General features: G+C 73.8%; 16 protein-coding genes and 1 riboswitch. Of the genes, 11 read left to right on the top strand and 5 right to left on the bottom strand.

Annotated elements, in window-relative coordinates; translation table 11 throughout:
- Nucleotides 1-4: 4 nt before the first annotated feature.
- Nucleotides 5-112: riboswitch (TPP riboswitch) on the top strand.
- The 7 genes from thiE (at nucleotide 107) to thiC (ending at nucleotide 5,950) form a co-directional block, all read left to right on the top strand.
- Nucleotides 107-733, top strand: coding sequence for a thiamine phosphate synthase (thiE, locus tag ACFYM6_RS12290; RefSeq protein ID WP_387274833.1), 627 nt, complete (start codon nucleotides 107-109; stop codon nucleotides 731-733). It overlaps the preceding riboswitch by 6 nt.
- Entirely contained in the window at nucleotides 727-1,821 is a 1,095-nt protein-coding gene (gene thiO, locus ACFYM6_RS12285; RefSeq protein WP_387274831.1) for a glycine oxidase ThiO, read from the top strand. Before thiE ends, thiO begins: the two co-directional genes overlap by 7 nt.
- Nucleotides 1,812-2,012: a sulfur carrier protein ThiS gene (gene thiS / locus ACFYM6_RS12280; RefSeq protein WP_387274829.1), complete on the top strand. Its 201-nt coding sequence runs from the start codon at nucleotides 1,812-1,814 to the stop codon at nucleotides 2,010-2,012. The genes thiO and thiS overlap by 10 nt, the downstream gene beginning before the upstream one ends.
- 5 nt (nucleotides 2,013-2,017) lie before the next feature.
- Entirely contained in the window at nucleotides 2,018-2,788 is a 771-nt protein-coding gene (locus tag ACFYM6_RS12275) for a thiazole synthase (protein WP_387274827.1), read from the top strand.
- 86 nt (nucleotides 2,789-2,874) lie between these two features.
- Entirely contained in the window at nucleotides 2,875-3,555 is a 681-nt protein-coding gene (locus tag ACFYM6_RS12270; protein WP_387275084.1) for a thiamine phosphate synthase, read from the top strand.
- The gene (gene thiD / locus ACFYM6_RS12265) at nucleotides 3,552-4,340 is read left to right on the top strand and encodes a bifunctional hydroxymethylpyrimidine kinase/phosphomethylpyrimidine kinase (RefSeq protein ID WP_387274826.1); all 789 of its coding nucleotides are present in this window, start codon (nucleotides 3,552-3,554) and stop codon (nucleotides 4,338-4,340) included. The genes ACFYM6_RS12270 and thiD overlap by 4 nt, the downstream gene beginning before the upstream one ends.
- A 17-nt stretch (nucleotides 4,341-4,357) precedes the next feature.
- Nucleotides 4,358-5,950 (top strand): phosphomethylpyrimidine synthase ThiC, encoded by a 1,593-nt coding sequence (gene thiC / locus ACFYM6_RS12260; RefSeq protein WP_387274824.1) that lies wholly within the window; start codon nucleotides 4,358-4,360, stop codon nucleotides 5,948-5,950.
- A gap of 46 nt (nucleotides 5,951-5,996) precedes the next feature.
- On the opposite strand, the gene ACFYM6_RS12255 is transcribed toward thiC, so the two are convergent.
- The 4 genes from ACFYM6_RS12255 to ACFYM6_RS12240 all read right to left on the bottom strand — a co-directional run bounded on the left by ACFYM6_RS12255 (nucleotide 5,997) and on the right by ACFYM6_RS12240 (nucleotide 11,513).
- Nucleotides 5,997-9,386, bottom strand: a complete 3,390-nt coding sequence (locus tag ACFYM6_RS12255) for a hypothetical protein (protein WP_387274822.1) — start codon at nucleotides 9,384-9,386, stop codon at nucleotides 5,997-5,999.
- Between the two features lie 74 nt (nucleotides 9,387-9,460).
- Nucleotides 9,461-9,769 (bottom strand): cupin, encoded by a 309-nt coding sequence (locus ACFYM6_RS12250; protein WP_148793507.1) that lies wholly within the window; start codon nucleotides 9,767-9,769, stop codon nucleotides 9,461-9,463.
- The gene (locus ACFYM6_RS12245) at nucleotides 9,766-10,716 is read right to left on the bottom strand and encodes an LLM class F420-dependent oxidoreductase (protein WP_387274821.1); all 951 of its coding nucleotides are present in this window, start codon (nucleotides 10,714-10,716) and stop codon (nucleotides 9,766-9,768) included. The genes ACFYM6_RS12250 and ACFYM6_RS12245 overlap by 4 nt, the downstream gene beginning before the upstream one ends.
- Nucleotides 10,717-10,718: 2 nt before the next feature.
- Entirely contained in the window at nucleotides 10,719-11,513 is a 795-nt protein-coding gene (locus ACFYM6_RS12240) for an ABC transporter ATP-binding protein (protein ID WP_387274819.1), read from the bottom strand.
- Between the two features lie 285 nt (nucleotides 11,514-11,798).
- On the opposite strand from ACFYM6_RS12240, the gene ACFYM6_RS12235 reads away from it, so the two are divergent.
- Together ACFYM6_RS12235 and ACFYM6_RS12230 are read left to right on the top strand one after the other, a co-directional pair.
- Nucleotides 11,799-12,830, top strand: a complete 1,032-nt coding sequence (locus tag ACFYM6_RS12235; protein ID WP_387274817.1) for an ABC transporter substrate-binding protein — start codon at nucleotides 11,799-11,801, stop codon at nucleotides 12,828-12,830.
- 110 nt (nucleotides 12,831-12,940) lie between these two features.
- Nucleotides 12,941-13,780, top strand: a complete 840-nt coding sequence (locus ACFYM6_RS12230) for an ABC transporter permease (RefSeq protein ID WP_387274815.1) — start codon at nucleotides 12,941-12,943, stop codon at nucleotides 13,778-13,780.
- A 211-nt stretch (nucleotides 13,781-13,991) separates the two neighbouring features.
- Here the strand turns inward: ACFYM6_RS12230 and ACFYM6_RS12225 are convergent, their stop codons facing one another.
- Nucleotides 13,992-15,173, bottom strand: coding sequence for an ABC transporter substrate-binding protein (locus ACFYM6_RS12225; protein ID WP_387274813.1), 1,182 nt, complete (start codon nucleotides 15,171-15,173; stop codon nucleotides 13,992-13,994).
- Nucleotides 15,174-15,618: 445 nt separating this feature from the next.
- Between ACFYM6_RS12225 and ACFYM6_RS12220 the strand changes: the two genes are divergently transcribed.
- Both ACFYM6_RS12220 and ACFYM6_RS12215 read left to right on the top strand, forming a co-directional pair.
- Nucleotides 15,619-18,642, top strand: coding sequence for a nitrate- and nitrite sensing domain-containing protein (locus ACFYM6_RS12220; protein WP_387274811.1), 3,024 nt, complete (start codon nucleotides 15,619-15,621; stop codon nucleotides 18,640-18,642).
- On the top strand, nucleotides 18,639-19,046 hold the full coding sequence (locus ACFYM6_RS12215; RefSeq protein ID WP_073834895.1) for a roadblock/LC7 domain-containing protein: 408 nt from the start codon (nucleotides 18,639-18,641) through the stop codon (nucleotides 19,044-19,046). The genes ACFYM6_RS12220 and ACFYM6_RS12215 overlap by 4 nt, the downstream gene beginning before the upstream one ends.
- Nucleotides 19,047-19,077: the final 31 nt, after the last annotated feature.

Genomic DNA, 19,077 nt, shown 5'->3' with positions numbered 1-19,077 from the left:
CCACAAGTGACCCACGGGAGCCCGGTGCACCGGGCTGAGAGGGGGGCTGCAGCCCCCGACCGTCGAACCTGATCCGGGTAATGCCGGCGCAGGGAGGAGTGTTGCCGTGCCGTCCCTGGGACGTCTGCATCTGATCACCGACACCCGGCCGGGGCGGGATCCGCTCGCCGTGCTGCGCGCCGCCCTGCCGGTGGCCCGCGCCGAACTGGTCGTCCAGGTCCGGGTAGTGGACGACACCACCGACCGGGAGGCGTACGAACTGGCCCGCCGGGTGGTCGCGCTGTGCCGGCCGTACGGGGCGACCTGCCTGGTCAACGACCGGCTGCACGTGGCGCTCGCGGTGGACGCGGCCGGTGGCCACGTCGGCGCGGACGACCTGCCCGTGGCAGCCGCCCGTCACGTGCTCGGCTCCACCGCCGTGCTCGGCGCCACCGCTCGGGAACCGGGGGCCGCCGTCGCGGCGGTCGCCGCCGGAGCCAGCTATCTGGGCGTGGGCCCCTGCCACGCCACCGCCACCAAGCCCGGGCTGCCCGACCCGATCGGCCCCCAGGGGATACGCGCGGTCGCCGGGGCGGTGGACGTACCGGTGATCGCGATCGGCGGGGTGACCGCCGCGCGGGTGCCGGCGCTGCGGGCCGCCGGGGCGTACGGGGTGGCGGTGGTCGGGGCGCTGGCCGAGGCCGCCGACCCGGCCCGGGCCACCGCCGAACTGCTCGGGGCCCTGACGTGCTGACCCGGCCGGACGTCGCCGTCGTGGGGGCGGGACCGGTCGGGCTGGCGATCGCGTGGCGGTGCGCGCAGCGCGGGCTGCGGGTGGTCGTCCACGATCCGGCACCGGGCTCCGGGGCGTCGCACGTGGCGGCCGGGATGCTGTCGCCGGTGGCCGAGGCGTACTTCGGCGAGCACGAGCTGACCGGGCTGCTCGCCGACTCCGCCGCCCGCTGGCCGGCCTTCGCCGCCGAGCTGACCGAGGCCGCCGGCACCGACGTCGGGTACCGCACCGACGGCACGCTGGTGGTCGGGTTGACCGCCGACGACCTGGCCGAGGCGCGCCGGCTCTGGTCGTACCAGCAGGGGTTGGGGCTGCCGATCACGCCGCTGCGTCCCTCCGCGCTGCGGGACCGCGAGCCGGCGCTGGCCCCCCGGGTGCGCGGCGGCGCGGTCGCCCCCGGCGACCATCAGGTCGACCCGCGCCGGCTGGTGGCGGCGCTGCGCGCGGCGGCCGAGCGGGCCGGCGCCGTGCTCCGCCCCGCCCCGGTCGACCGACTCTCCGACGTGGACGCCCGGTTCAGCGTGGTCGCCGCCGGGTGCGGCGCGGCGGCGCTCACCGGGCTGCCGGTCTGGCCGGTGAAGGGGCAGGTGCTCCGGCTCCGCGCGACCGGCGGCGGCGCGCCGGGCTTCCGGCACGTGATCCGGGGGTACGCCGACGGTGAGTCGATCTATCTGGTGCCCCGGGACAGCGGCGAGGTGGTGGTCGGGGCGACCGTCGAGGAGCGCACCGACACCGAGGTGACCGCCGGGGCGGTGCTCCGGCTGCTCCGCGCCGCCGTCGACCTGGTTCCCGAGCTGGCCGAGTACGACCTGGTCGAGGCGTCCGCCGGGCTGCGCCCCGGTACGCCGGACAACGCGCCGATCATCGGGCCGCTGCCCGGCCGGCCGGGCGTGCTCGTCGCCACCGGCCACCACCGGCACGGCATCGTGCTCACCCCGGTCACCGCCGACCTGGTCACCGAGCTGATCGTCACCGGCGAGCCGGACCCGCTGCTCGCCCCGTTCACCCCGGACCGGTTCGTACCCGAGGAGGAGCCCAGATGGAACTGATCGTCAACGGCGCCGGGCGGAGCGTGCCCGGCGGAGCGACCGTCGCCGATGTGGTCCGGGAGGTCACCGACCAGCGGCGCGGCCTGGCGGTCGCGGTCAACGGCGAGGTGGTGCCGCGCGGCGGCTGGTCGGCGACCGCCCTGCGCGACGGCGACCGGGTCGAGGTGCTCAGCGCCGCCCAGGGCGGGTGAGCGCCATGGCCCTTGAGATCGGCGGGACAGCGTTCGGCTCCCGGCTCATCCTCGGTACCGGCGGGGCGGCCAACCTGCGCGTGCTGGAGCAGGCGATCCGCGCCTCCGGCACCGAGCTGGTCACGGTGGCGCTGCGCCGGGTCGACACCGCTCCGGGCAGCGGCGGCGGCCTGCTCGGCCTGCTCGACCGGTGCGGCGTACGGGTGTTGCCGAACACGGCCGGCTGCCACACCGCGTCGGAGGCGGTGAAGGTCGCCCAGCTGGCCCGGGAGGCGTTCGACACCGACTGGGTGAAGCTGGAGGTGATCGGCGACGAACGCACGCTGCTGCCCGACGGGGTGGAGCTGCTGCGCTCCGCCGAGGAGTTGGTGGCGGACGGGTTCACCGTGCTGCCGTACACCTCGGACGATCCGATCCTGGCCCGGCGGCTGGCCGACGTGGGCTGCGCGGCGGTGATGCCGGCCGGTGCTCCGATCGGCTCCGGCCTGGGCGTGAGCAACCCGCACCACATCCGGCTGATCCGGCAGAGCGTCGACGTGCCCGTCATTCTCGACGCCGGCATCGGCACCGCCTCGGACGCCGCGCTCGCCATGGAGCTGGGCTGCGACGCGGTGCTGCTGGCCAGCGCGGTCACCCGGGCCGCCGACCCGGTGGCGATGGCCACCGCCATGCGGTACGCGGTGGCGGCCGGGCGGCTCGCGTACGGGGCGGGCCGGATCGCCCGCCGCTTCCACGCCCTCGCCTCCACCCCCGACGAGGGAAGACCGGACCTGTGACCGCACCATCCGGGGTGGCCGCTGGTCACCAAGCTGAAGGAGATCTTGATAGGAAAGCGTCCCTGGAGGGGCCGGATTCTTCCAAGATCTCGTCGAGCGCCGCGCCGTCCGGCCTGGTGGTGCTGACGGACCGGCGGGTGGCGCGGGGGCCGCTGCCCGAGGTGATCGCAGCAGCGTGCGCCGGGGGAGTCCGGTTCGTGGTGCTGCGGGAGAAGGACCTGCCGCGCGCCGAGCGCCTCGCCCTCGCCGTCGAGCTGCGCTCGGTGCTCGCCGACGTCGGCGGCACCCTGATCGTCGCCGGCACGGACCCGCTCGACGGGGACGCCGTGCACCTGCCCGCCGCCGGCCCGTACCCGCCGCCGCGGCTCGGCCTGGTCGGCCGGTCCTGCCACGACGAGGCGGAGCTGCACCGCCTCACCACAGAGGACTACGCCACCCTCTCGCCCGTCTTCCCCACGCAGACCAAACCCGGCTACGGCCCGCCCCTCGGGGCAGCCGGCCTCGCCGAGCTGATCCGAGTCAGCCCGGTCCCGGTCCTGGCACTCGGCGGCATCGAGACACCGGAACAGGTCGAGGCGTGCGTCGAGGCAGGAGCCGCAGGGGTGGCGGTGCTCGGCGCGATCATGCGAGCCGCCGACCCTACCGAGGCAGCCGCCACGCTGACCAGAGCTTTCGAAGAGGCGGTCACCCCGGTGCCGCGAAGCTGGCACGAAACGACGGAGGCCCCGCCGCAGCCCTCAGCCGCAACCACCGGGGGAGAAGAGTGACCCCGACGACGATCCTCACCATCGCCGGCTCCGACTCCGGCGCCGGCGCGGGCATCCAGGCCGACCTCAAGGTCTTCGCCGCCCTCGGCGCGTACGGCACCAGCGTGATCACCGCCATCACCGCGCAGAACACCCGGGGCGTCGACGCCGTCCTGCCGCTGCCCCCGCAGACCGTCCTGGACCAGCTCGACAGCGTGCTCGGCGACTTCGCCGTGCGCGCGGTGAAGACCGGCATGCTCGGCACCCCGGCGGTCGCCGACATGATCGCCGAGGCGGCGGAGGCGGGGCGGCTGCCCCGGCTCGTCGTCGACCCGGTGCTGGTCGCCACCAGTGGACACCCGCTCGGGGTGGTGGAGGCGGTGCAGCGGCTGCTGCCGTACGCCGAGGTGGCGACGCCGAACTGCGCGGAGGCCGCGGCCCTCACCGGACGCCCGGTGGCCACGGTCGAGGAGATGGTCACGGCGGCCGAGGCCCTCGCGACCGCCGGCCCGGCGCACGTGGTGGTGACCGGCGGCGACGTGGACGCCGCGGGTGAGTCGGTGGACGTGCTGGTCGGCGGCGGGGCGACCAGGCTGCTGCGGGGGCCCCGGGTGCCCACCCGGCACACCCACGGCACCGGCTGCTCGTTCTCGGCGGCGATCGCCGTCCGGCTGGCGGCGGGCGATCCGGTGCCGGTCGCCGTCACCGCCGCCAAGGAGTACGTCGCCCGCGCGCTGGCCGGCGCGCGGGACTGGGAACTGGGCGCGGGATCCGGCCCGCTGGACCACTTCGGCTGGTCCGCTTGAGCCGACAGGAGGCTGCCATGCAGACACGACGCAAGGTCTACGTCGAGGGGTCACGCCCGGACATCCGGGTGCCGTTCGCCGAGGTGACGCTGACCGGGGACAACCCGCCGGTGCGGCTCTACGACACCTCCGGTCCCGGCTCTGACCCGGCGGTGGGGCTGCCGCCGCTGCGCGGACCGTGGATCGCCGAACGCGGTGACGTGGCACCGGTGCGCGACGCGGGCACCCCGCTGGCCGGCGCCGACGGGAAGCGCCCGACCCAGCTCGCGTATGCGCGGGCCGGGCTGGTCACGCCGGAGATGGAGTTCGTGGCGATCCGGGAGGGCGTGCCGCCGGAGTTCGTCCGGGACGAGATCGCCGCCGGGCGGGCGGTGCTGCCGCTCAACGTCAACCACCCGGAGTGCGAGCCGGCGATCATCGGCAAGGCGTTCCTGGTGAAGGTGAACGCCAACATCGGCACCTCGGCCGTCACCTCCTCCATCGCCGAGGAGGTGGAGAAGCTGACCTGGGCGACCCGCTGGGGCGCGGACACCGTGATGGACCTGTCCACGGGGAAGCGGATCCACGAGACCCGCGAGGCGATCGTGCGGAACGCGCCGGTGCCGATCGGGACCGTGCCGATCTACCAGGCGCTGGAGAAGGTCGGTGGCGACCCGGTGCAGTTGAGCTGGGAGGTGTTCCGCGAGACGGTCGTCGAGCAGGCCGAGCAGGGCGTCGACTACATGACCGTGCACGCCGGGGTGCGGCTGCCGTACGTGCCGCTGGCCGTGGACCGGGTGACCGGCATCGTCTCCCGGGGCGGCTCAATCATGGCGGCCTGGTGCCTGGCGCACCACGAGGAGAACTTCATCTACACCCACTTCGCGGAGCTGTGCGAGATCTTCGCCCGGTACGACGTGACGTTCTCGCTCGGCGACGGGTTGCGTCCCGGCTCGATCGCGGACGCCAACGACGAGGCGCAGTTCGCCGAGCTGCGTACCCTCGGCGAGCTGACGCGGATCGCCTGGGAGCACGACGTCCAGGTGATGATCGAGGGCCCCGGGCACGTGCCGATGCACAAGATCAAGGAGAACGTGGACCGCCAGCAGGAGTGGTGCCACGAGGCGCCCTTCTACACGCTGGGGCCGCTGACCACGGACATCGCCCCCGCGTACGACCACATCACCTCGGCGATCGGCGCCGCGATGATCGGCATGTACGGCACCGCGATGCTCTGCTACGTCACCCCGAAGGAGCACCTCGGGCTGCCGGACCGGGACGACGTGAAGGCGGGCGTGATCGCGTACAAGATCGCGGCGCACGCGGCGGACCTGGCCAAGGGACACCGCGGGGCGCAGGCCTGGGACGACGCGCTGTCCCGGGCCCGGTTCGAGTTCCGCTGGGAGGACCAGTTCAATCTCGCGCTCGATCCGGAGACCGCGCGGTCGTACCACGACGCGACGCTCCCCGCCGAGCCGGCGAAGACCGCGCACTTCTGCTCGATGTGCGGGCCGAAGTTCTGCTCCATGAAGATCACCCAGGAACTGGCGGACTACGCGGCGCGCGGCATGCAGAACAAGTCCGCCGAGTTCCGCTCGACCGGTGCCCGGGTCTACCTGCCGCTGGCCTGAGCGCCTCCGGTCCGGACCGGCCAGGTGGCCGGCCCGGACCGGAGGGTCAGTCGCGGTGGTGGCGGCCGCCGCGCAGCGTAGGGATGTCCTCCCCGTCGTCCGAGGCGAGTCCGGCGACCCAGTCGACGTACTCCTCGTCCTGCGCCAGCGACTCTGACTCGCGGCCTGCGTCACCCGGCGTGCCCTTGGCCCGGTTGCGCCGGAACAGGCCACGGAGCTTCGACCGTCCGTCACCCGGCTCCCCGTCCTCCTCGCCTGCGGTCGGGGATCCGATGGTGTCGGTGTGCCGGCCGCCGGCCTGCGGGGCGTTCCGCAGGAGGGGGGTCGCCTGCCGGGCGTTGGCGAAGGCGTCCCAATGGGCGTCCCGGCCCAGGTCCGGCAGGGCCCGGTGACGGGGACGCGGCATCGGCTCGACCCGGGCTGCCCCGGTCGGCGCCTCCGTCCGGTCCGGAGTGCCCGTCGTGCTGCCGGTGGCACCGGTCGGGTCGCCGCCGCCGCTGTCAGGCGCGGCAACGTCCCGTGGGCCGACCGGTTGGCTGGGCGGGAGTGCCACCGGCCCGGTCGGCAGGGCTTCGTCCGGCCGATCCGTCACGTCCTCGAAGATCGAGAAGCGCGGGCGCGGCGACGCCGGTGCGTCGGCCGGCCCGGGTAGGTCGGTCGCCGCGGGCTCGTCGTCGGAGAAGAAGTAACTCCGGGTCCGGCGTCCACCCTCGTTGGTCTGGGGATCCGCCGTGGCGTCGGCCGGCTCGGCACCGATCAGCGGCGTCCGGCCGCCGGGCCGCTGGTCGAGGTCACCGGCCGCCCGGGGGGCCGGCGGCGTCGCCGGAGACGCCGAGCGCGCCGGTACGTCGACCACGGGCGCAGCCGGGTGCGGGTCGGCCGGGGGCACCTCCGGCGTCGTCCGAGCGTGCGGCGCCTCGATCGGGGCCGCCTGAGCCGGGTCCGCCTCGATCCGGGGCGCCCGGGCCGGGACCGCCCCGGTCGAGGCCGTCCGGGCTGGCCTCCGGTGGGCCCGGGTCGCTTGGGCCGGCTTCGCCTCGGTGGGGATCGCCGCGCTGGGCGCGCTTTCGGCTGGTTTCGCGTCGGTGGGGGCCGCCGCGGCGGGCGCGCTTTCGGCTGGTTTCGCGTCGGTGGGGGCCGCCGCGGCGGGCGCGCTTTCGGCTGGTTTCGCGTCGGTGGAGGCCGCCGCGGCGGGCGTACTTTCGGCCGGCTTCGCCTCGGTGGGGGCCGCCGCGCTGGGCGCCGCCTCGGCTGGGGTCGCCTCGGTCGACGGGGCCGGGACGGGGCTCGCCGCGCCGGACGGGGCCGTTGCGGTTGCCGGGCTGGTACGGGTCTTGCGTCCGCGCCCGGATCGGCTGCCCGGGCGGGTGCTGGTCGAGCCCGGATCGCCGGCACCGGCCGCCGCCTCCGCCGCCGAGGGGTTCGCCGGCGCGGCTGCGGCCGGCTCCTGCCCGACCTGGACCGGCGCGGCGGCGTCCCCGGCAGGCGACTCCGTGCGTGGGCCCGTTTCGGCCAGCCTGCCGCTGCCCGCTTCGGCTGGGACCGCCTTGGCCGCGGCCGGCGCCGGTCGCGGTTGCCGGCGGGACCGGCGGCCGGCAGTCGGTCGCGCGGCGGGTGCCGGGGTCGCCGGGTCGTCTCCGTCCGCCCCCGCCGGCGCCTCGTGGTCGGGCCGGCCGCCACCCCGTGGAACTGTGGGCGACGTCGTGGCTGCCTCCCCGAGTGGCGCGCTGTGGTCCGGCTCCGGTTCGGCCGGCGTTTCGGTCCGTGGCGACGGCGCCGCGCCCGCGAGCGCCGCGACGTCCGGCGACGGCATCCGCTCCGGAAGCGTCGCCGGGGCCGGGGCTGGGGCGGCGGCGGTCGACTCCTGCGGCTTGACGGCCTGGTCCGGTGCCGGGCGGCCGGCGGCGAGCACGTCGATGGCTGCGGTGCGCCGCCGCGGGGGCAGCAGCCCGGGCACCGGCAGAGTCTGCGTCAGGTCGTCGGCGTCCCGCACGGCCTCGGGCACATCGCTGCCGGCGTCGCCGGCCGGGCTCGGCGAAGCCTCCGGCTCCGGCCCGGCGGCGGCTCCGGCGAGGGGACCCGGCTCGTCGGCGGAGCCGCGCTCGTCGGCGCCACCTCGGCCGGCCGGGGTGGCGGGCTCAACGGAGGCGGCGTGGTCGGCGGCAATGGTGCGGTGGTCAACGCCGGCGCGGTCGGCGGAGGTGCTGGAGCCCTCGATCTCGATGGGCCCGGCCGGGGCCGGGCGGTCCTCGAACGCGGTGTGCTCGGCGGAAATCGTGCGGTTGTCCAGGCCGGTGCGGTCGGGGGTCGTCCGGTCGGCCCGGGACCGGTGGGTCGGCCGGGGCGACGGCGTGAGACCGGAGGCCCGCGGCCAGTCCCAGTGGGCGGGCGCGGGGACGCCGGCACTCCGGGGGGTCGGCTCCCGTCCGGCCTCGGGAAGGCTCGACTGGATCGCCGTACCTTCGGCAGCCGCCAGGGAGTCGGTGGCCGGCTCCGCGGCGAAGCCCGGGTCGCCGGGACCGGCGGGCGACGACGGCAGGGGCTGGAGGATGTCGGTCGGCTCGATCGCGGTGGTTTCGGTCTCCGCGACCGGCCGGCGCAGCACCGTCGTGGCGGCCGAGCCGAGCGCGCCGGCGGCCACCGCGACCAGCGCCCCGTAGTAGGGGGCGAGCTGGTAGCGGTCGGTCGCGACGCCGGGGCCGGCGGTCAGGTACGCGAAGGCCAGCAGGACCGGGCCGGCCGCCCCGGCCGCCCCGCCGACGAGCGGGGAGTGCCCGCGCCGGCGGGCCAGCGCCCCGACCGCCGCGCCGGCCAGCAGGGCCACCGTGGGCATGATCAGCGCGGCCAGGCGTTGCGCCGGCGCGGGGTCCAGCCAGGACGGTTCGAGGACCCCCAGACGTACGCTGAGCAGCGGCCCGGTCGGGGCCACCGACGGCGCGGCGGAGACCAGCGCGAGCAGCCAGACGGCCCCCGCGGACAGCGCGATGTTCCAACCCAGCGGCGGCTTGAGCAGGACGGCGATCGCGGCGCCCGCCCCGACCACCGCGCCGAGGATCGCACAGATGCCGACCGCCCACACCGGCTCGATGGTGCCGCCGAGCTCGGCCGCGCGGGCCGGCTGCATGCACAGTGGTGCGACGACGATCGCGCCCAGGGCGGCGGCACCGGCGACGGCGAGCTGTTCGCTGGTGCCGCCGGGCAGCCCGTCCCGCCGGGCGAACCGTTCGGTGAGGACGGCGCCGGTCACCGCGGCGATCGCCGCGAACCAGGCGACCCAGACGAGCTGGGCCGGCCACCGGTTGACCGAGTCGTCGATGAACGCGCCGTTGAGGCGTACGACGCCGAACCCGTATGCGATGCCGAGCTGGCCGGCCCCGGCCAGCAAGCTCACCACGAGCGCAGTGAGCAGCAGCCTGCCCCATGTCCGAAAGGCCATGTCCGGCACGTTACGGCCAGGTGGGGTCGATCGCCACTTACCACTCTGGGTGCGGCGCGCCGGTGTCGGGGTGGTTACTTCAGCTCGACGAGGCGGGCCAGGTAGGTGGTGTCGCCGACGTTGGTCAGCATGTGCACGGCGCCGGGGTCGCGGTAGACCACCCCGCCGGTCGGCTCGTCGGCATCGATGGTGGTGCCGTCGATGGTCTGCACCACGTTCTTCGCGCCCTGGATCGCGACCACCAGGTACGGGTGGTCGTGCCGGTGCAGCGGCTGCCGCTCGCCCGGCTCCAGGCGGATGTGCCAGACCCGCACCTTGTCGTTCTCGAAGACGATCTCCTGGCCCACGGGGCCGAGTTCGAGGTCGGCGGAGAGGTCGGTCATCGGGTTCCGTCCAGTTGGGGGAGCACCTCGGCGGCGATGAGCTCCAGGTGGTCGAGGTCGTCGAAGTCGATCAGGCGCAGGTGCACCCGGGTGGCGCCGATGGCGGCGAACTCGCCGAGCCGGTCGACGAGTTGGGCGGGGGAGCCGATCACCGGTTCCTCCGGGGGGAGGGCGCTCTTGACGTGCAGCGGCGCGGCCCGGCGCTGCGCCTGGGCGTCGGTACGGCCGACGGCCACCACCACCCCGGCGGAGAGCACCAGCGGCGGCCGCCCCGACTCGGCGCGCCCGGTCCGGTCGCACGCCTCGCGTACCCGGTCGTATGCGGCGGCCGTCTCGGCGACGGACTTGAACGGCAGGTTGAACTCGTCGGCGTACCGGGCGGCCAGCTCCGGGGTGCGCTTGGGGCCCCGCCCACCGACGATCACCGGCGGGCCGGGCCGCTGCACCGGCTTGGGCAGCGCGGGCGCGTCGAGGAGCTGATAGTGCTGGCCGGCGAAGCTGAACGTCTCGCCCGCCGGGGTACGCCACAGCCCGGTGATGATCTCCAGCTGCTCGGCCAGCCGGTCGAACCGCTCCGCGACCGGGGGGAACGGGATGCCGTACGCGGTGTGCTCCCGCTCGTACCAGCCCGCGCCGAGGCCCAGCTCGACCCGGCCGCCGCTCATCTGGTCGACCTGGGCGACCAGCACGGCCAGGGGCCCGGGCAGCCGGAAGGTGGCCGAGCTGACCAGCGTGCCGAGCCGGATCCGGGAGGTCTCCCGGGCCAGCGCGGCCAGCGTCAGCCAGGCGTCCGTGGGCCCGGGCAGGCCCGGGTCATCGCCCATCGACCGGTAGTGGTCGGCCCGGAAGAAGCCCTCGAAGCCGGTCTCCTCCACCCGCCGGGCGAAGCGGAGCTGGTCGTCGTAGCTGGCTCCGCGGTGCGGCTCGGTGAACACCGACACTCGCATGGTCACTGCCGGGCCGTCCCGGCCGGCTCGGGCTGCGCGGGCGCGTCCCGCTCCATCAGCAGCTCGTGCAGGTCGGCGCTGATCCGGGCCACGTCGGCCAGGTGCGCGTGCCGGCCGAGGGTGCGCGGCCGGGGAACGTCCACCTCGACCACCTTGCGGATCCGGCCGGGGCGCGGGCTGAGCACGACCACCCGGTCGGCGAGCAGCACCGCCTCGTCAATGGAGTGGGTGACGAAGACGATGGTCGCCTTCGTCTCCATGTGCACCCGCTGGAGCTCGCCGGAGAGTTCCTCCCGGGTGAGCGCGTCGAGCGCCGAGAAGGGCTCGTCCATGAGCATCACGCGTGGTCCGCCGATCAGCGACCGGCACAGCGAGACCCGCTGCTGCATGCCGCCGGAGAGCTCGTGCGGCAGGCGCTTCTCGAAACCGCCGAGCCCGGCCATCGCCAGCAGCTCGCGGGCCCGGTCCCGGTGCTTCGCCCGGCTCCAGCCGAAGATCTCCACCGGCAGCAGGACGTTGTCCAGCACCGAACGCCAGGGCAGCAGCGCGGGCCGCTGGAACAGCATGGCGATGTCCCGGCGGGGCTTGGTGATGGGCGTCCCGGCCACGGTGATCTCACCCGCGGTGGCCGGGAGCAGGCCGGCGATCATGCGGAGCAGCGTCGACTTGCCGCAACCGGAGCGGCCGAGGATGGCGACGAACTCGCCTTCCGCGACGTCGAGGTCGATGCCGCGCAGGGCCTCGACCCGTCCCGAGCGGCCGTCGAAGGTGCGGGACACCCCGGACAGTCGGATCATCTCCCGCCGGCTCCCTTCCACGTCGCGAACGTGAGCCGGGCTAGCGTAGCGGGCGCAGCGTCCCATAGCACCGTCCGGGGTAGATGGCAGTCCAGTTTCCGTCAGGCAACTTCGTATCCGTTCCGCAACCCGTACGCCTGACGACGTTCAACCAGCTTCTCGTACGCTGTTGCGCGCGAATAGTCCCCTCACGACGGTCCGGTCGGCTGTCCCCTCCGGCCGGCACCGTCGAACCACGACCCGCCCAGGCAGATATGGCCTGGTCGGAAAGGACATGGTGCATAAATGAGAAGGCTGACCCGTACGGTCGCCGCCGCCGCGCTGGCCACCGCCCTCGCCCTCGTCGCCGGCTGCAGCGGCGACTCGGACAAGTCCGCGGACACCAAGAACGCGGCCGGCGGCACCTTGGAGAAGGTGACCTACCTCACCTCGTTCGGCAACTTCGGGCGTGACTCGTACGCCTGGGTGGCGAAGGAGAAGGGCTTCTTCAAGGACGCCGGCTTCGACGTCGAGATCAAGCCGGGCCAGGGCACCGGCGACGTCATCAAGCTCGTCACCGGCGGCCAGGCCGACTTCGGCCCGATCGACCTGACCGGTGGTCTCCTCCAGATGGGCAACGGCCAGGCCAAGGACTTCGTCGCGGTGGCCGCGATCCAGCAGCGCACCATGGCCGCGATCGTGTCGGTCGAGGGCAAGAACATCGCCACCCCGAAGGACCTCGAGGGCAAGAAGCTCGCCGACACGCCCTTCTCCGTCGTGCGCAACCTCTTCCCGACGTACGCCCGGCTGGCCGGGGTCGACGCCAGCAAGGTGACCTGGGTCAACGGTGAGGCGGCGGGCCTGATCGGCATGCTGGGCGCCGGCTCGGTCGACGGCATCGGCCAGTTCGTGGTCGGCCAGCCGACCGTCCAGGCGGTGGCCAAGAAGACGCCGGTCGTGCTGCCCTACAGCAACGTGATGCAGGACCTCTACGGCAACGCGCTGATCACCTCCACCAAGATCGCCAAGGAGAAGCCGGAGATGGTCAAGCGCTTCGTGGCGGCGCTGCTCAAGGGCCTGGAGTACGCCCTGGAGCACCCGCAGGAGGCGGCGGACCTCCTGAAGAAGAACGTGGACGCGACCAACCCGACCGCAGCCGCCGCCGAGCTTCAGCTGATGGCCGCGTACGTCCGGTCCAGCAACTCGGGCACGGCGATCGGCACCCTGGACAGCGGCCGGGTGGCCAAGTCCATCGCCCTGCTCCAGGGCGCGGGTGCGCTCAAGCAGAACCTGACCCCCGACCAGATCATCGACTTCAACCTCGCGCCGAAGGCCTGACCGGGCCGGCTCGGACTACGGGGGTGCGCCTCGCCGGGGCTCCGGCGGGGGGCACCCCCTTCGCGTGCCGGTCGTCCGGCCGGCGGAGAGATGAGGACACCTTGACGCAATTGACCGAGACCAGCGCCGGGGCGCCGGCGCCGCAGCCGCCGGCGCAGACCCCGCCCGTCCCGCGCCGGTCGCGCGTACGTCCGGCGGCGGTGCTGCTGCCGGCCCTCGGGCTGGTGATCACGGTGGCGGCCTGGTGGCTGGTCACCTCGGGCGTGCAGTTGGTGCACCCGGCGTTGCTGCCCCCGCCGCAGTCGGTGGGACGCTCGCTGACCGGGTCGGCGCACGTGCTGCTGCCGGCGTTGGGGATCACCACCTGGATGACCCTGCTCGGATTCCTGCTCTCGTCGCTCGCCGGGGTGCTGATCGGGATGGCCCTGGCCGCCTCCCGCCGGGTGGAGCGGATGTTCGCGCCGCTGCTGGTGGCGGTCAACGCGGTGCCGAAGATCGCCTTCGGGCCGCTGCTCGTGGTCGCCGTGGGCTGGGGGGAGAAACCCATCCTGACCATGGTGTTCCTGCTCTGCTTCTTCCCGATCGTGCTGTCCACCGCGACCGGGCTGACCACCACTCCGGCGGACCTCGCCGAACTGGGCCGGTCGCTCAACGCGTCGTGGTGGCAGTCGTTCCGCAAGGTGCGCTTCCCCGCCGCGCTGCCGCAGATCTTCGTCGGGCTGAAGGTGGCCATGCCGCTGGCCTCGATCGGCGCCGTGATCGGCGAGTTCTATTCGGACCAGCCCGGGCTGGGCCAGCAGATCCTGCAGTACAACGGCATCGGCGACACCGCGACGGCGTGGGCGGCGATCGTGCTGGTGGCGCTGATGAGCATCGTGCTCTACTCCGCCCTCACCCTGATCGAACGCCTGGCCCTCCCCTGGGTCAGAGCCACCACCTCCGCCAGGTAACCACAAACAGGAGAAGTCAACAGGGGACTGGACACCGACAGTAGACACCGGAGATTGACCAGGGTGGGGCCCACCATGACCGGCAGAGGGATCAAGCCTGACCGCCCGGAGCCGGGCATGGTGGGCCCCACTACCCCCGCCTCCTGACCGCCCGGAGCCGGTTGTGCTGGGGCCACACCCAACCGCAAGGGGGGCACACCCACCAGAGCGACTAGCCAGCGAGCCGCCAGCGCCCACCCCGCGCCACCAGCGTCGTCAGCGCCTGCGGCATCAGCCCGGAGTGGTTGTCCGGCGTCATCCGGATCGGACCGGAGAGGCCGTCGAGCTGCGAGGTCTCCAGGACGTCGCGCAGGGTGTCACGGTTCACCTTGCCGGCCGCGCTGCCGGAGCGCAGCTCGGCGTCCGCGATGAGCTGCACGGCGTCGGCCGCGAACGAGGAGATGCCGTTGTAGCCGCCGTAGCGGGCGGTGTAGGCCTGGAACCACTCTCGCCGGGCCGCCTTGGCGGGGGTGGTGGCGATGACGTCGTCGATCACCATGGTCTGGGTGAAGATCAGCGTCGCCTGCTCCGTCGACTTGGCCGAGGCGCCGAGGAAGAGGTCGCCCGCCGCCGCCGCGTCGAAGAAGAGCGACCCGGGGTAGTGGTTCGCGTGGGCGCTGTCGGCCGCGAGCGAGGCCTGCTCCGGTGGGGTCCAGATGACCAGCGCCTGCGGCTTCTTCGCCATCAGTTGCGAGACCTGGCCGCTGACGTCGGTGTCGGTCGGCCGTACCGCCTCGGCACGGAGCAGCCGGATGCCGGCCTTGCCGAACTCGCGACGCAGCGCGGTCAGCCCTTCCTCGCCGGACTGGTCGGCGCTGTGCAGCACGGCCACCCTGCGGAGGCCCTTCCGGGCCAGTTCGGCGGTGAGCGCGGCGGCGCTGTCGCCGGCGTTCGGGGCCAGGCTGAAGACGTATTTGCGGTCGGCGACCGGTTCGGTGACGGCGCTGGCGGACGCCAGCGCGATCGTGGGAATGCGCTTCTCGCCGATCGTCCGGGCGGCGCCGACCGCGCAATCGTTGCAACCGCCCATGATGACGGCGCTGACCCGCGAGTCATTGGCGAAATCGTTGATGTTGCGCAAGGATTCGGCGGCGTCCGAGCGGTTGTCCTTCACCGTGAGCTCGATCTTTCGGCCGCCGAGTGCGCCGGAGGAGTTCAACTGGTCGACCTTCAGTTTCAGCGCGCGTTGGTACACCGCGCCCATCGGCGCGGAGCCGCCGGACAGTTCGAGGTCCGCCGCGATCACGATGGGGCTGATGTCCTGCTGCTCCCCGCCGAACTGGCAGCCGGTGAGCGTGGTGGCCAGCACGGCCGATGCGAGCGCCGCGATGCTCGCGGAGCGGATGGGGCTCAACTCAGTCCTCCAGGTGCGGCGTGGGCGCAGGCCCGATCACCGCCGCTTGTCCGTCCTCAGTGGAGAAACGGGATTGGTCTGCCGTACGGTGTGCGCGAAGCCTGCAAAACCTTGCCAATGCCAAGCCCTGTGGTCAAGCGCGCAGCCGGGAGTTGCGTGGGACGGTCGTCCCACATGCTGGGGGCACGGAACGTTAACCGGTAATTACTGCGCAGATACGAATGACCACCTTGGAGTTACATGCCCTGTTCAGGGGCTTGAGGAAATGAAGGTAATAGTTGACCGGATCAGGGGTTGGGCCGCCGCCGACCGTTTCCTGCCTCACTGCGACTTCCCAAGTCGGATCTCTTCTGATGAAATTCCGGCCGTGCAGCGCGTGGCGCTGGCCGCTGCACCAGGCACGGGTCGGCGGGTCAAGCGTGGAAGAAACGACGGAGGCGATGTCGTGAGCACCGGACCTACGACCCTGCCCGAGAGCACTGACGCCGATCAGCGGAACCGGCGACGGAGGCTGCCTCGGCTGCGAGACGCGCGGATCCGTTCCAAGCTCGCTCTCATCCTGGTTGTTCCGGTGGCAGCCGTCATCGCACTGGCGACCATCCGACTCGTCTCGGTCGGCGAGGGCGCGTACGACGCCACCCGGATCCGGTCGCTGACCGCGCTGTCGATCGACGTGTCGGCGCTGGCCCAGGATCTGCACAAGGAGCGGATGGCGGCGGCCGCGTACCTGGCCGGGGCGGAGCAGAAGCCGGACGACTACAACCTGCGGGTACGGCGTACCGACGAGCGGATCGCGGCGTACCAGGAGGAGCGGATCGGGCTCGGCGACGTGCCGGCCTCGGTCCGCAGCCGGCTCAAGGTCATCGACGACCACCTGGCCACCCTCAACGGCACCCGGCAGGAGGTCCTGGACCGGCAGCAGATGCCGGTGGCAAAGGCGAGCCTGCGCTACGGCATCATCCTCGGCGACCTGGTCGCGTACGGCGACACCCTCGCCCAGCAGCCCGGCGCGGAGGGCATCGCCGATGCCCGCCGGGCGGTGGCCGCGTTCGCCCACGCCAAGGCGGAGGTCGCCGAGGAGCAGGCGGTGGTCTTCACCGCGCTCGCCGCCGGCCGGATCGACGAGGAACAGTTCTCCTCCTTCATCGGCACCCTGACCGCCCAGCAGGAGGCGCTGATCGCCTTCTCCCAGACCGCCGAGCCGGCACAGCGTGCCCTGGTGGACAGCACGGTCTCCGGTGACGCGGTGCAGCTCGCCGACCGGGCCGCGAACGACGTGTCCCGTTCGGTCAACAAGCCCCCGCTGGTCGGTCGGGACAACGCCGCGGCCGCCATCGGCGCGGTCAACGACCTGATGCGGTGGGCCGAGATCCAGCTCCAGAACCGGCTGCTCGCCGACGCCGACGCGGTCCTGTCGGCCGTCATCCGGCAGGCCGTCGTGGAGAGCCTGATCGTCCTGCTCACCCTGTTCATCGCCGTGACCCTGGCCGTGGTTCTGGCCCGCTCGCTGAACGAGTCGCTGCGCCGGCTGCGCGAGGGCGCCCTGGCGGTGGCGAACCACGACCTGCCGGACGCGGTCAACCGGCTGCAGAACGTCAACGCCATCGGCGACGGTGGCGTGGACGAGATCGTCCAGCAGGTCCGGGACCCGATCAAGCTGACCAACCGCGACGAGGTCGGCCAGGTGGCCGCGGCCTTCAACGTGGTCCACCGGGAAGCGGTCCGGGTGGCGGCCGAGCAGGCGGCGCTGCGGACCAGTGTCTCGGCGATGTTCCTCAACCTGGCCCGGCGCTCGCAGAACCTGGTCGACCGGATGATCGGCGAGCTGGACGCGATCGAGCGGGGCGAGGAGGACCCGAAGCGACTGGCCCAGCTCTTCGAACTCGACCACCTGGCCACCCGGATGCGCCGCAACGACGAGAACCTGCTGGTGCTGGCCGGCGCCGACTCGGCCGTGCCGCGCCGGGACGACGCGCTCCTGGTCGACGTGCTGCGGGCCGCCCAGTCCGAGGTGGAGCTCTACAACCGGATCGAGTTCGGCACCGTCGACACCGACATCTCGGTCGCCGCACACGCGGTCAACGACGTGGTCCGCCTGGTCGCCGAGCTGCTCGACAACGCCACCCGGTTCTCGCCGCCGAACACCACGGTGGTCGCGGACGGCCGACGGATCCGGGACTACGTGCTGATCCAGGTCGAGGACCGCGGCCTCGGCCTCAGCGACGAGCAGCTCGACTCGCTGAACCGGCGGCTGGCCGCCCCGCCCACGGTCGACGTGGCCGCGTTCCGGCTGATGGGCCTGGCCGTGGTCAGCCGGCTCGGCGCCCGCTACGGCATCCGGGTCGAGCTGCGCCGCAACGTCGAGGGCGGCACCGTCGCCCAGGTGACCCTGCCGAACTCCACCGTGGTGCTGCCGGCGAACCGGGGCCCGGCCCAGCTGAGCCGGCCGCGCCAGCCGCTCGCTGTCGAGCAGGCCCCGCTGAATCCGGTGGGCCACGCCGCAGAACCGCTGGCCGGCGCGGGGCGGACCACCACGGCCACGCTCACCGACCAGTGGCGGACCCCCACGCCGCCCGCCCGCTGGCAGTCGCTGGACGAGGCGCGGGACACCGGCTCCGTGCAGGTCGGGGGCGTGACGGGCGCGCTGCCGCCCGTGCCGCCGCCCGCCCCGGCGCCCCCCGTCTCCGGTGCCGGCTACGCGGTGGGCGGACCCACCCTCGGGTACCCCGCACTCGCCCCACTGCCGAAGCGGACCCCGGGCGGGGAGGGGGCCGCAACCAGCGCGCCGGCCACGCCGCTCGGCCCCACCTCCGCGCCGCCGGCGTACCCCGCCGCGTCGGCGTACCAGCCGCTCGCGTCGGCCCCACCGGTCGACGTCGCCAAGCCGGCCCCGGCCGCGCCACTGGCGGCCCACCCGGCCCCGGCCGCGCCACTGGCGGCCCACCCGGCCGAGGCGCCGATCTTCCGGGAGATGGAGGCGGTCTGGTTCCGCTCGCACGGCGAGGACGAGACCACGATCTTCGCCCGGCCCCGGTTCGACGAAGACCCGCCGGCCGCCCCGAAGCGATCCGCCACCGCGCCGCCGCTGCCGACCCGTACCCCGGGCGCCCAGGCGTCGGCGATGGCCTCGCCACCGCCGTACACCCCGCCGCCTGCCGCCGTGCCCCCGCCCGCGCCGCCGGCGATCGACCCGGAAGCCTGGCGGACGGCGGCCGACGACGGTTGGGCGCGGGCCAGCCAGGCCGCGGAGCCCAGCACCGGCGGGATCACCCGCTCCGGCCTGCCGAAGCGTGTGCCGCAGGCCCAGCTCGTTCCCGGCGGCATCGAGCCGAAGGGCGGCCGGTCCCGCGCCAAGCGCACGCCGGATGAAGTACGCGGTCTGCTCTCGGCCTACCACCGTGGTGTGCAGCGGGGTCGGACGGCCGGCGCGGACCTGAACAGCAACTCGACCAAGGAGACGAACCGATGAACAGGCCAGCGGCCATGCAGGACATGGGTTGGCTGCTCACCAACTTCGCCGACAGCGTGGCGGGCATCGCCCACGTGGTGGCGGTGTCCGCGGACGGGCTGCTGCTCGCCTCCTCCCGCGACCTGCCGGCGGACCGAGCCGACCAGCTCGCCGCGATCACCTCCGGCGTGGTGAGCCTGACCGAGGGTGCCGCGCGGATGTTCAGCGCCGGCGGGGTGCTCCAGACGGTCATCGAGATGGACAGCGGATATCTGTTCCTCATGTCGATCAGCGACGGCTCCTCGATGGCGGTGCTGGCCGCCCGGAGCTGCGACGTGGGCCAGGTCGGCTACGAGATGGCGCTGCTGGTGGAGCGGGTCGGCCAGGCGCTGGTCCCGCTGCCGCGGGATGCTGTCCGGTCCTGACCGGCGTTCGGTGTGACCTGGTGACCGGGAG

This window comes from Micromonospora sp. NPDC006431, from assembly GCF_042870725.1.
In the GTDB taxonomy this organism is placed as follows: domain Bacteria; phylum Actinomycetota; class Actinomycetes; order Mycobacteriales; family Micromonosporaceae; genus Micromonospora.
The sequence above is the reverse complement of the archived record's forward strand: the minus strand, read 5'-3'. Positions and strand labels throughout refer to the sequence as shown.

Bases quoted from the DNA above. Each gene is read 5' to 3' on its own strand.
- thiS (WP_387274829.1), top strand. From the start codon at position 1,812: ATGGAACTGATCGTCAACGGCGCCGGGCGGAGCGTGCCCGGCGGAGCG.
- ACFYM6_RS12275 (WP_387274827.1), top strand. From the start codon at position 2,018: ATGGCCCTTGAGATCGGCGGGACAGCGTTCGGCTCCCGGCTCATCCTC.
- thiC (WP_387274824.1), top strand. From the start codon at position 4,358: ATGCAGACACGACGCAAGGTCTACGTCGAGGGGTCACGCCCGGACATC.
- ACFYM6_RS12255 (WP_387274822.1), bottom strand. From the start codon at position 9,386: ATGGCCTTTCGGACATGGGGCAGGCTGCTGCTCACTGCGCTCGTGGTG.
- ACFYM6_RS12250 (WP_148793507.1), bottom strand. From the start codon at position 9,769: ATGACCGACCTCTCCGCCGACCTCGAACTCGGCCCCGTGGGCCAGGAG.
- ACFYM6_RS12245 (WP_387274821.1), bottom strand. From the start codon at position 10,716: ATGCGAGTGTCGGTGTTCACCGAGCCGCACCGCGGAGCCAGCTACGAC.
- ACFYM6_RS12240 (WP_387274819.1), bottom strand. From the start codon at position 11,513: ATGATCCGACTGTCCGGGGTGTCCCGCACCTTCGACGGCCGCTCGGGA.
- ACFYM6_RS12235 (WP_387274817.1), top strand. From the start codon at position 11,799: ATGAGAAGGCTGACCCGTACGGTCGCCGCCGCCGCGCTGGCCACCGCC.
- ACFYM6_RS12215 (WP_073834895.1), top strand. From the start codon at position 18,639: ATGAACAGGCCAGCGGCCATGCAGGACATGGGTTGGCTGCTCACCAAC.